Genomic DNA, 12,628 nt, shown 5'->3' with positions numbered 1-12,628 from the left:
TTGTGGTTGAAATTATAATCTTCCGTGAACTTGTTCTTTTAATATCCCTTTTACATCGTATAAAACTCCATTGGGCATTAATAGCGAGTTAAGGTCAAGGTCTATATATTCTTTGTGGGCTACAGTCAAAACCACAGCATCATATTTCTTATTTGGCAATTCTTGTAAAGTATCTATTTTATATTCATGTAATACTTCTTTGGGGTTTGCCCATGGATCATATACTGTAACTTCTGTCCCAAAATCTGTTAGATGATGAATTACATCTACTGCTCTTGTATTACGTACATCGGGGCAATTTTCTTTAAACGTAATTCCTAATACTAAAACACTTGCTTCTTTAATTCGTATATCGTGTTGCACCATTAGTTTAATAACTTCAGAGGCAACATATTGTCCCATACTATCATTAAGTCTTCGTCCTGCAAGGATAATTTCGGGATGATAACCAAACTCCTGTGCGCGTTGTGCCAGGTAATACGGGTCGACCCCAATACAATGACCGCCTACAAGACCAGGTTTAAATGGAAGGAAATTCCATTTGGTTCCTGCTGCTTTTAACACATCATTGGTATCAATATCCATTAGATTAAAAATCTTAGCCAGTTCATTGACAAAAGCGATATTAATATCTCTCTGAGAGTTTTCGATAACTTTAGCGGCTTCGGCAACTTTTATCGTTGGGGCTAAATGTGTTCCTGCGGTAATAACAGAGTTATATAATGCATCAACTTTTTTACCTACTTCTGGAGTAGATCCAGCGGTAACCTTTAATATTTTTTCTACAGTATGTTTTTTATCTCCAGGATTAATTCTTTCTGGTGAATATCCTGCATAGAAATCTTCATTAAACGTTAACCCACTTATCTTTTCTAACACAGGTACACACTCTTCTTCTGTAACACCGGGATACACAGTTGATTCGTAAATAACGATATCATCCTTTTTTAATATTTTACCAACCATTTCACTTGACTTATATAAGGGAGTAAGGTCTGGTTTATTATTTTTATCGACAGGAGTGGGTACCGTTATGACATAGTAATTACAGTCTCGTATATCATCTATATTATCAGAACAATATAATCCTTTGTTCATATCAGTATTATCAGATAATACAGATTGTAATAGTTCACTTTCTATCTCTAAAGTAGAATCAATACCAGCATGTAATTCTTTTATTCTTTTTTGATTAATATCAAAACCAATCACAGGATACTTTGTTGCAAATAGTCTAGCCAAAGGCAATCCTACATATCCTAATCCGATAACGGCAATCTTAATATTATTCATGGTGGTTGTTTATTTATTTTCTATTGATGTTGAGATTATTTTAGGTTCTCCCAATACCATGTTACTGCTTCTTTTAATCCAGATTTCATATCGAATTCGGGAGTATACCCAAGTAATGTTTTTGCCTTATCAATCGACGCCAACGAATGTGGCACATCTCCTTTACGTTCGGGGCCATATTTAATTTCTATAGTACCGATAGCAGGATCAAACTTTGATAAATTCTCTTTAAGCAAAGTCGTCAATTCATTTAATGTTGTTCTCTCTCCGAAAGCAGTGTTATATACTGTATTTAATGCTTCAGAATTATCTGTTACAATAGCCAAAAGATTCATCTGAATCACATTATCTATATATGTAAAATCTCTAGAAAACAAGCCATCTCCATTAATTACAGGAGATTCGTGCTTCATAAATTGCATCACAAACTTAGGAATTACAGCTGCGTATGCTCCTTCTGGATCTTGTTTCCTTCCGAAGACATTAAAATAACGTAGACCAATGGTATCGAGGTCATACGATTTTTTGAAGTTATCGGCATACAATTCATTAACATATTTGGTAATGGCATAAGGAGATAAAGGTTTTCCTATTTTTTCTTCAATCTTAGGTAATGATTTAGAATCACCATAAGTAGAAGAACTTGCTGCATAAATAAAACGTTGTACTCCTGCATCTCGCGAAGCAACTAGCATATTAAGAAACCCTGTTACATTAACATCATTACTGGTTATTGGATCATTGATAGATCTTGGTACCGAGCCCAAAGCAGCCTGATGCAATACATAATCTACCGCATTACATGCTTTATGACAATCATCCAGGTTTCTAATATCTCCTTCGATGAAAGTAAAATTTGGATTTTCTAATAGTTTAGAGAGGTTTTTTTTATGTCCTGTTGCAAAATTATCTAATGCAACCACCGTACTACCTATTTCTAAGAGCGCTTCACATAGATTAGATCCTATAAAACCGGCGGCGCCTGTCACAAGTATTTTAGAAGAACGAAGATGTTCTAGTTGTTTAGCATTCATGAATTGTTTTTTAACTCCCTGTTTTTTAATCCCAAAGCCTATGATATTATCGTAGACTGCGCGAAATTAAGATTTACTTATAGAACATACAACATATGTTAAAGGGGATTTTACCCCTATTTAAAATTCTTAATGTACTGTTAACGTATAAAGCGATCACTTCATCTAAACAAAAAACATAATCCACTAAAAATCAACCTTTTAAAATAAAAAGTATTTTTATTAACTATAACGTTTTCGATATTGAACAATGTTAAAAATTGAATAAAGAAAGCATTTCATCTTCAAATCTACTTTTAGCTAAAAATTGGGTTTCCAAATTTGGTTCAAATGGGATTGGAGTATTTAGACTTGCTACTCTTTTTACAGGTGCATCAAGAAACGTAAAGCAATTTTCCATTAGTAATGCCGAAATATCAGAAGCTATCCCACCAAACAATGTATCTTCTTGAAGAACAATAGCTTTTCCGGTCTTTTTTACAGATTCATAGATAGTCTCTATATCCAATGGCTGTAATGTTCTCAAATCAATAACATCTACCGAGATTTCTGGATGCTTGTCTACTATTTCTAAAGCCCAATGTACTCCGGCTCCATAACTGATCACCGTAATATCATTTCCTTCTTTTAATAACGAAGCCTTACCGAGAGGTAAGTTATAATATCCTTCTGGGACTTCTTGTCGAATACTTCTATACAAAGCTTTATGCTCAAAAAACAATACTGGATTAGGATCTTCGATTGCAGTAGCCAACAATCCTTTTGCATCATACGGGAATGCTGGATACACCACTTTAAGACCTGGAGTTTTGGTAAACCAAGCTTCATTGGTTTGGCTATGAAACGGGCCAGCTCCAACACCTGCACCACAAGGCATTCGAATAACCACATCTGAAGATTGCCCCCATCGATAATTAGATTTTGCTAATAAATTGATGATTGGATTAAAGCCCGAAGAAACGAAATCTGCAAATTGCATTTCTACAATAGCTTTATAACCATTAACAGATAAACCATATGCTGTAGAGACAATTGCAGATTCACAAATAGGAGTGTTTCGAACACGTTCTTTTCCAAAAACTTCGACAAAACCTTCGGTGATTTTAAATACTCCTCCGTATTCTGCAATATCCTGCCCCATAATGACTAGGTTATTATATCGCTTCATGGATTCATTTAATCCATCAGAAATAGCATCGATTAACCTTAGTTCTTTCGTGTCAGAACTTGGTTTACTATTCGTGTAGTCAAAACTTTGATAAACGTCATTTATTTCTTTAGCTAAATCAACATTTACAGATTGCTCCTGATTCGCTTTGTCCCAATGAGATTCAATTTCTGTTTTGAGTATTGATCGTTCTTGTGAATCAATATCTTCAGATAGGACTCCTTGATTAATCAGATAGGCTTTATAATTCTCTATAGGATCTTTAGCTCCCCAATATTCCATCAATTCATCAGGAACGTACTTGGTACCACTAGCTTCTTCATGACCTCGCATTCTAAACGTCTTGAACTCTAAAAGAATGGGGCGAGGATTCTGCCGTACACTTTCGGCAAGCTCATTAACTTTATGGTACACATCCAGTACATTATTGCCATCAATGATATGTGATTCTATACCGTAACCTAATCCTCGATCAGCAAGATTTTTACAATTATATTGTTCATTAGTGGGTGTAGATAATCCATACCCATTATTTTCTATACAAAATAGAACGGGTAAACTCCAAACTGATGCTATATTTAAGGCTTCATGAAAATCCCCTTCACTAGTACCTCCTTCACCTGTAAAAACCGCAGTAACTTTATTATTTTTTTCCAACAGGTTACCCAAAGCAATACCACAAGCGACACCAAGTTGAGGACCTAAATGCGAAATCATTCCTATAACTTTGTATTCCTGTGTTCCGAAGTGAAAAGATCGATCACGACCATTGGTAAATCCGTTAGCCTTACCTTGCCATTGACTAAACAACCTATACAATGGTATATCACGAGTGGTAAACACACCTAAATTGCGATGCATTGGTAATACATACTCATCTTCATTTAATGCAGTAGTTACACCTACAGATATCGCCTCTTGACCCATACCACTAAACCACTTTGATATCTTTCCTTGCCTTAATAACACCAACATTTTTTCCTCAATCAATCTGGGTGTAAGCATTTTAAGATATAATGAAATAAGCAAATCATTACTATATGTTTTTCGGTCAAAATCCACTTGTGATTTTTCCTTTGAAATGTGCTCCATAAAAGAAAATTAGCTACGTAAATTTAATTATTTTTATTTCAGAATTCATACCAACTTTATAATATTATTAAGTAGTTGTTAATTTAACCCAAACAATCCTCCGAATTAATTAAATTTACTATGTTTAAAAGATCAATAATTCAGAAATAACGAATTTGATCATTATTTTGTAATTGTTAAAATTTTTGAATGACTATACCGTATTTTACATCAAATACAACTATTTTAGTTCTTCAATATTAAGATTAAAACCAATGAATAATATTCCAAGTGTAGATTTGGCTGATTTTTTATCTGATGAGCCTTCTCGTAAGCAAAAGTTTGTGGATGAAATAGGAAAAGCCTACGAAGAGATAGGTTTCGTAGCATTGAAAAACCATTTTCTGAGTGATGAACTTGTTAAAAATTTATATAAAGAAGTAAAAGGATTCTTTGCACTTCCTGTAGATACCAAAGAAAAATATGAAATAGAAGGGCTAGGTGGACAACGTGGTTACACCTCTTTTGGTAAAGAACACGCAAAAGGAAAGAAAGAAGGCGATCTTAAAGAATTCTGGCATTTTGGGCAAGAACCAGATCCAAATGCCAATTTAATCGAAGAATACCCAGCTAACGTTACTGTTAAAGAGCTTGAAGATTTCAATCAAGTTGGTATGGAAACCTATAGAATGCTTGAAAAAACCGGGATTTATGTGCTTAGAGCCTTAGCAATTTACATAGGACTAGACGAGCATTATTTTGATCATTGGGCGAGTAACGGAAATAGTATTTTACGTCCTATTCATTACCCTCCGATCACCGAAGAACCTAAAGGTGCAGTTCGCGCAGGTGCTCATGGAGATATTAATCTAATCACCTTACTAATGGGAGCTTCTACCGGTGGATTGCAAGTACAAAGAAAAGATGGAGAATGGATCGATGCTATACCGCAAGAAGATGAATTAGTAATTAATGTTGGTGATATGCTAGAGCGCCATACAAATAACAAACTACGGTCGACAATCCACCGAGTAATTAACCCTCCCAAAGAACAATGGGGAAAACCCAGATATTCTATTCCATTTTTCATGCATCCAAGAAGCGACATGAAATTAAATTGCCTAGAGGAGTGCATAACAGATGATAACCCTAAGCATTATGAGGATATAACCGCCGGAGAATTCTTGCATCAAAGGCTAGTAGAAATTGGATTGATAAAGAAATAAAATACTAGAATGGATTTACAAGACCAATTAAAGAACCTCTTTCCTGATCATCAACCCCAAGAAGATCCTGTAGAAAATCAAATTGAAGAAGGAATATGGATGCAAGATGCCCCCATTATTTGTAAATATGAAAAAAGGAAAGGAAAACCAATTACAATACTTGAAGGGTATACAGGTGCAGATAAGGACTTCAAGAAACTAGCTAAAGAACTAAAAACTCGTTTAAGCGTTGGTGGAAGTTTTAAAAATGATAGTATCATTATTCAAGGAGATTATAGGGATCAAATCATGAAAATTCTTACCGAAAAAGGTTTTAAAGTTAAACGAGTCGGAGGATAATAACGAATTATATTTTGGGGAAAAACATATTACATATTACCAATGGCGACAGTCTTACTCATCGTCTAAAGGATATAAAATTAGCAGAAGGAGAATTCTTAACTTGGCGTGAAATGTTATGTGAAGGACCTACCGAAATCAAAGTTGAAACTGAAAGTTCTATAAAAAAACGCAAAGCATTTTTAAAAAAATACTACAGGATTACTACTGATGATTATGAAGAAAAGTTTGTTTCACAGTTCGAAAAACTAGATAATTTACAAGATTATGACGAAGTGATTTTATGGTTTGAATATGATCTTTTCTGCCATATAAACATGATCGCTGCCATTAGTTTATTAATGCGCAAAGGCATTAAAGATACACCTGTATATCTGGTATGTAGTGGCAGAATTGAACATGAAACCAAACTCATGGGATTATGCGAGTTATCTGACAGTCAATTAAAAAACCATTATCGCAACAAAGTACTGCTATCCCTAGATGATCTCGAACTAGCAGAATACATCTGGACATTGTATTGTGAATCAAACCCAAAAAAGATCGCAGGGCAAATAAAAAAACATTCCTCTTTTGAGTATTTATCCATCTGCCTAAGAGCACATCTTCAGCGTTTTCCAAATATGCTAACCGGACTTAATGTTTTAGAACATAACATACTCGAAATGGTTGATAAATATCAAATTAAAAATGTGAAGCAACTTATGGGGTATACGCTAGAATACCAAGGATATTATGGGTATGGAGATATGCAAATGAAACGTGTTATTGCCAGACTTTTTCAATTTTTGGACCAAACTAAAGACGGACTATTACTATCAGAGCGAGGAAAACTTGCACTAGAGCACAGAAAAAACTTTTACAATACACAAATTTTAGATTGGTATTATGGCGGTGTAAAAAAATACGATTACCTCTATAATGATGAAACTCATACTTTATTAAAACTATAATATGGTCATAGCCAACTCAGAACTTATTCTTAATGAAGATGGCAGTATATACCATCTCAATATCAAACCAGAGCATCTTGCCCAAACTATAATAACCGTTGGGGATCCAGACCGAGTTGAACAAGTAACTCAGTATTTCGATCATATCGAATGCAAGATTAAAAAACGTGAATTTCACACACAGACAGGGACCTATAAAAACCATAGAATTACCGTAATCTCCACTGGTATTGGTACCGATAATATTGATATAGTGTTTAATGAATTAGATGCATTAGCAAATATTGATTTGGTAAACCGAGAGGTAAAAAAAGACCATACTTCTTTACAAATTATTAGAATAGGCACTTCGGGTGCTATACAAGCTGATATTCCTATTGATAGTTTTGTAATCTCAGAAATGGCTATTGGCTTTGATAGCTTACTTCATTTTTATGATAGTAAAAATGTACAATTACAAGAGGTTTCGAATGCATTATTAAAGCATTTGGATTGGGATGAAAATAAATCTGTACCCTATGTTGTTGCAAGTGATCAAAAATTATCAAATCATATGCAAAGTAAAATAACACGAAAAGGGGTTACAGTAACTAATGTTGGGTTTTATGGGCCACAAGGAAGAGTGTTAAGACTGCCTCTTCAGGATAAGGAATTAAATAAAAAAATGGCTTCTTTCGAGTATAATAATAAGAGAATAACAAACCTCGAAATGGAAACTGCCGCTATTTATGGCTTAGCAAAACTTTTAGGTCATGAAGCAATATCCATGAACGCAATTATTGCCAATCGTGCTACAGGTGAGTTTAGTCAAAATCCTAAGAAAGTCGTTGATCGTTTAATACAGTATACTTTAGATAAAATCGTATCACAAACGTCTTAACATTCTATAATTAAAAAGGGTAGACATCCATCTACCCAATCACACTAATATATTAAGAAAAATCTTTTCTAATTTTCAAACAAAAATACTAACCGAATAATATCTTTAGACTTATTAATAAGTTAGTAAATAATAATACTGCAATAAAAATAACAATTCCATTTTCTAAATGGTCATTTTTTAACTTAGCAACCTTAACATCTACATTTTTATTGTTTAAAAAATTCTTTTTCATAGCAATATTGTTTTATTTTGAGTTAATAGTTAGTCAAATATATCTTCTTATGGAAGAATTATAGTTCAAATATACAGTAAAAAAATCGAATACATCGTTAAAAAACCAAAATAATCGATAAAATACATAATTAATTAACATTTAGCACATATGAACACCATAAAAATAGGAGGAGTTCCCGAACATTTTAATTTACCATGGCATCTTACCATCGAAGACGGAAGCTTTTTAAAACATAATATAGAATTACAATGGACAGACTACCCTGGAGGAACTGGTGCAATGTGTGAAGCTCTTAGAACAGGAGATATAGATATGGCTATAATTCTAACCGAAGGAATTATTAAAGATATTATTGCTGGAAATCCTAGTAAAATTGTTCAAACGTATATACAAACTCCTCTTATATGGGGAATCCATGTTAGTGCAAATTCTAAGTACACCTCTCTCCCTGAATTAAAAAATAGGACAGCAGCCATTAGTAGATATGGGTCCGGATCTCATTTAATGGCATATGTAAATGCCCAAAATCAAGGATGGGATACCTCTGATCTTAAATTTGAAGTCGTAAAAAACCTCGATGGAGCTATAGAAACATTAACAAATGGTAAAGCTGATTATTTTATGTGGGAACATTTTACCACAAAGCCATTAGTAGATGATCAAACCTTTAGAAGAGTTGCAGACTGTCCTACTCCATGGCCGTGTTTTGTAATTGCGGTTAGAGAAGAATTATTAGAAACAAAAAAAGAACAACTACAAATAATTTTAGATACTATAAATACTGTCACTTCAGATTTTAAACAAATACCAAGTATTGACAAAACTTTAGCACATCGATACAATCAAAAACTTGAAGACATTCAAGAATGGTTACAACTTACAGAATGGAGCCAAACACGTATTAAAAATGAAACGCTTTCGAAAGTTCAGGATCAACTCTATATTTTACATATAATTAACAAAAAACTTCCTCCAGAGAAATTGATTTCTGAACTATAATCACATTTTGATCATAACAGAGGGGGCTTTTTTTTCGAATATAGAGGTAGGGTATTTTAAAAATCACGCGTTATATAGTAGAGGATGTTCTAAAAATTAAGATGAAAAGTATGATATAATTCGTTCAATTAGCAAATTTATAACAAATGTTTAATTATTAAACATCTAGTAAACAACTATATACATAATTAAAATATTTTTGTACATTTGCGCAGCCTACCCCAAGAATTAATTATTATCACACAAGCAACCATTTTAAAGTAAGTGCATCTAATAATTAAATAAAACAAATCTACTATGGTTACATTTATTCTGATATTGGCAGGTCTTATCACCTTCAATTTTATCCTACTAAAGTTTAGCATGCAATCTATTGATGCAGATAAAAAGAAATCAAAAAGAGGCAAAGTTAGAATTAATTCAATATCCAACAGTAAGTCGAAAGCAGAAGAGATTCCTAACGCTGCATAATTACCAATCTATATTAGATTGTTTTTTATCCTTCAGGTATTCATTTGTTTTACTAAAATGTTTGTTACCAAACCAATACCCTCTATTAGCGCTTAAAGGAGATGGATGACCACTAGTTAAAACACAGTGCTTAGTTCTATCAATTTTTGCTCCTTTTTTCTTTGCAAAACCTCCCCACAATAAAAAAACAACATTTTCTTTTTTATCAGACACCGTCTTAATAACGGCATCGGTAAACTTTTCCCAACCTTTATTTTGATGTGATCCTGCTTGATGAGCTTGAACTGTTAATGTAGCATTTAATAATAAAACTCCTTGTTTTGCCCAACGTTGTAAATTTCCATTGGTAGGAAAAGGAATAGTCAAATCTGTTTCAATCTCCTTAAAAATATTAATTAAAGAAGGTGGCATAGACACATTATCATTAACTGAGAAACACAAACCATTTGCTTGCCCTACACCATGATACGGATCCTGGCCAATAATTACAACCTTAACATCGTCAAAACTGCAATAATCAAATGCAGAAAAAATATCTGATCCTTTTGGGTAACACGTATAATTTTGATATTCTGTTTTTACAAAATCTACTAAACTTAAAAAATAAGGCTTATTAAATTCATCTTTAAGTTGGTCTTTCCAACCAGATTCGATATTTACATTCATATAGATGATAAAAATTGTTGTAATTATGTACTTTTGCTTCGTTCAAAAATCGATGGAATATAACCCAAAAATAGGGTAAAAAAAAGTATGATTCGTATTTCTAAAAAAACATTAGACGATCTAGAATTTGATACCGTGCTTACTCACGTTGCAGAACTTTGCAACACTGATTTCGGAAAATCAAAAGCTGTACAAATTGTCCCTTTCAATACTGAAGAACAACTCAATGTTGCATTACAAGAAGTATATGAATACAAATCTTCATATCTAAATGATGCCAAAATCCCCAATCATGGTTTCGAAAGTATCAATAAAGAAATACAACTATTAAATATTGAGAACACTTTTTTAGAGGCTCCCAATCTTAAAAGAATTGTATCTGTAAGTAGCACTTGCAATGATTTATTAGCTTTTTTTAGATCAAATAAGGAGCTCTATCCTGTTTTATACCAAACTTCTACCAAAGTACATTTTACCAAAGAAATTATCAATCAAATCGAAGTCATAATAGATAAATTTGGAGAAGTAAAAGATAATGCCTCTACGACATTACAAGGACTAAGAAGAGAAATTAATAGTGTTCAAGGAAAATTAAATGGTAGTTTCGGAAAAGATTTATCAAGGTATAATGGTCTTGGTTATCTTGATGAAATTAAGGAGAGTGTCGTAGATAACCGTAGAGTATTAGCTGTATCTGCAATGTATCGTCGTAAGGTAAAAGGTGCTATTATGGGCAGTTCTAAAACCGGAAGTATTGTATACATCGAACCCGAAGCTACGCTTCAATATAGCCGAGAACTAAGTAATCTGCAATATGAAGAACGTGAAGAAATCGTAAAAATACTGAAGGAACTTACCAATAAATTACGCCCGCATATAGAACTCTTGCAAGAATATCAGGAATATCTGAGTGATATAGATATTGTTTCGGCAAAATCAAAATATGCCCGTAAACTAAATGCAGTTTTACCAAAAATTTCATCAAATAGAGAATTAACCCTAAAAGAGGCTTATCACCCACTACTCTATCTTACCAATAAAGCTAAACAAGAAAAGACATATCCGCAAACCATATCACTTGATCAAAATAATCGAATCATTGTAATTTCTGGACCCAATGCAGGTGGTAAAAGTATCACTTTAAAAACGATCGGTTTATTACAGATAATGCTTCAGAGCGGAATGTTAATACCTGTTCATGAATATAGTAGAATGTGTTTATTTAATACAATCCTAACCGATATTGGAGATAATCAATCCATAGAAAATCATTTGAGCACCTATAGTTATCGTTTAAAAAACATGAACTATTTTCTACGAAAATGCAATGAAAAGACCTTATTTCTTATTGATGAATTTGGTACTGGTAGTGATCCAGAACTTGGTGGGGCTTTAGCCGAAGCCTTTCTAGAAGTATTTTATGAACGAGAATCGTATGGGATTATCACCACTCATTATGCAAACCTAAAAATGTTAGCTAATGAGTTGCCCAATATGACCAATGCAAATATGTTATTCGATGCCAGAACATTAGAACCGCTTTTTAAGTTGCACCTAGGAGAAGCGGGTAGTTCATTTACGTTTGAAGTAGCTCAAAAAAACGGTATTCCATACAGCTTGATTAACAAAGCAAAGAAAAAAGTAGAACGAGGCAAAATTCGTTTCGACAAGAGTATTGCTAACCTTCAAAAAGAGCGATCTAAACTTCAAAAAACAACATCTTCTCTAAAAACTAAAGAGCAAAAAGCAGAAGAAGAAAAAGAGCGTTTAGAAAAAACAAATGATCGCATACAACGCAAATTAGAAAGTTATCAAGAACTATATGATAGCAATCAAAAGATGATTTACCTAGGCCAAAAAATTGATGACCTAAACGAAAAGTACTTCAATAACAAAAAGAAACGTGAATTGATCGATGAGTTTATGAAAATTGTACAAATCGAAAATTCAAAACGAAAAAAGCTATCTGCCAAACAAAGAAAAGTCGAGAAAGCCAAAGAGCAAAAAGTCGTTAAAGAAGTAGAGAAAAAAGTTGAAGTTATTCGAGAAAAGAAAAAAGAAGAGAAAAAGAAAGAAGAAAAGATTATTCAACAAAAACCTAAGGTTACATTAAAAGTTGGTGATAAAGTGAGAATGATTGACGGAAAGTCTACAGGAACTATTGACACTATCGAAAAAGGAAAAGCAGTTGTTAATTATGGTATTTTTACCACGAATGTTGCTCTTGATCAATTAGAATTTGTAGAAAGAAAAAAGAAGTAAATCCCACATACCATTAGAACATAGGATC

Annotated in this window: 12 protein-coding genes; 7 read left to right on the top strand and 5 right to left on the bottom strand. The window is 33.1% G+C overall.

Going from position 1 to position 12,628, the window contains the following annotated elements; translation table 11 throughout:
* Positions 1 to 12: 12 nt before the first annotated feature.
* From ABW637_RS14760 to ABW637_RS14750, 3 genes are all read right to left on the bottom strand, one after another.
* Complete coding sequence (locus ABW637_RS14760) at positions 13 to 1,293, bottom strand: nucleotide sugar dehydrogenase (RefSeq protein ID WP_367585482.1); 1,281 nt, start codon at positions 1,291 to 1,293, stop codon at positions 13 to 15.
* Positions 1,294 to 1,328: 35 nt separating this feature from the next.
* Positions 1,329 to 2,327 (bottom strand): SDR family oxidoreductase, encoded by a 999-nt coding sequence (locus tag ABW637_RS14755; protein WP_367585481.1) that lies wholly within the window; start codon positions 2,325 to 2,327, stop codon positions 1,329 to 1,331.
* A gap of 253 nt (positions 2,328 to 2,580) precedes the next feature.
* Positions 2,581 to 4,587, bottom strand: a complete 2,007-nt coding sequence (locus tag ABW637_RS14750) for an alpha-ketoacid dehydrogenase subunit alpha/beta (RefSeq protein ID WP_367585480.1) — start codon at positions 4,585 to 4,587, stop codon at positions 2,581 to 2,583.
* A 254-nt stretch (positions 4,588 to 4,841) separates the two neighbouring features.
* On the opposite strand from ABW637_RS14750, the gene ABW637_RS14745 reads away from it, so the two are divergent.
* The 4 genes from ABW637_RS14745 to ABW637_RS14730 are packed head-to-tail and all read left to right on the top strand — an operon-like array spanning position 4,842 to position 7,964.
* A complete protein-coding gene (locus tag ABW637_RS14745) occupies positions 4,842 to 5,792 on the top strand; it encodes an isopenicillin N synthase family dioxygenase (protein ID WP_367585479.1) in 951 nt (316 codons plus the stop codon).
* A 9-nt stretch (positions 5,793 to 5,801) separates the two neighbouring features.
* A complete protein-coding gene (locus tag ABW637_RS14740; RefSeq protein WP_367585478.1) occupies positions 5,802 to 6,131 on the top strand; it encodes a translation initiation factor in 330 nt (109 codons plus the stop codon).
* 14 nt (positions 6,132 to 6,145) lie between these two features.
* Positions 6,146 to 7,084: a DUF1835 domain-containing protein gene (locus tag ABW637_RS14735; protein ID WP_367585477.1), complete on the top strand. Its 939-nt coding sequence runs from the start codon at positions 6,146 to 6,148 to the stop codon at positions 7,082 to 7,084.
* 1 nt (position 7,085) lies between these two features.
* On the top strand, positions 7,086 to 7,964 hold the full coding sequence (locus ABW637_RS14730; RefSeq protein WP_367585476.1) for a nucleoside phosphorylase: 879 nt from the start codon (positions 7,086 to 7,088) through the stop codon (positions 7,962 to 7,964).
* An 88-nt stretch (positions 7,965 to 8,052) separates the two neighbouring features.
* Here the strand turns inward: ABW637_RS14730 and ABW637_RS14725 are convergent, their stop codons facing one another.
* Positions 8,053 to 8,199 carry a hypothetical protein gene (locus ABW637_RS14725; RefSeq protein WP_367585475.1) on the bottom strand — a complete coding sequence of 49 codons (147 nt, stop codon included), beginning with the start codon at positions 8,197 to 8,199 and terminating at the stop codon, positions 8,053 to 8,055.
* A 150-nt stretch (positions 8,200 to 8,349) separates the two neighbouring features.
* On the opposite strand from ABW637_RS14725, the gene ABW637_RS14720 reads away from it, so the two are divergent.
* Positions 8,350 to 9,201 (top strand): substrate-binding domain-containing protein, encoded by an 852-nt coding sequence (locus ABW637_RS14720; RefSeq protein ID WP_367585474.1) that lies wholly within the window; start codon positions 8,350 to 8,352, stop codon positions 9,199 to 9,201.
* A 297-nt stretch (positions 9,202 to 9,498) separates the two neighbouring features.
* Positions 9,499 to 9,672 carry a hypothetical protein gene (locus tag ABW637_RS14715; protein ID WP_367585473.1) on the top strand — a complete coding sequence of 58 codons (174 nt, stop codon included), beginning with the start codon at positions 9,499 to 9,501 and terminating at the stop codon, positions 9,670 to 9,672.
* Here ABW637_RS14715 and ung read toward each other — a convergent pair whose 3' ends face one another.
* Positions 9,673 to 10,338 (bottom strand): uracil-DNA glycosylase, encoded by a 666-nt coding sequence (ung, locus tag ABW637_RS14710; protein WP_367585472.1) that lies wholly within the window; start codon positions 10,336 to 10,338, stop codon positions 9,673 to 9,675.
* Positions 10,339 to 10,425: 87 nt separating this feature from the next.
* Here ung and ABW637_RS14705 point away from each other — a divergent pair, with 87 nt between their 5' ends.
* Complete coding sequence (locus ABW637_RS14705; RefSeq protein ID WP_367585471.1) at positions 10,426 to 12,600, top strand: endonuclease MutS2; 2,175 nt, start codon at positions 10,426 to 10,428, stop codon at positions 12,598 to 12,600.
* Positions 12,601 to 12,628: the final 28 nt, after the last annotated feature.

The sequence above is a fragment of the Aquimarina penaris genome (assembly GCF_040786285.1).
Lineage (GTDB): Bacteria > Bacteroidota > Bacteroidia > Flavobacteriales > Flavobacteriaceae > Aquimarina.
Note: the sequence above shows the minus strand (reverse complement) of the source record. Positions and strands in the feature narration are given on the sequence as shown.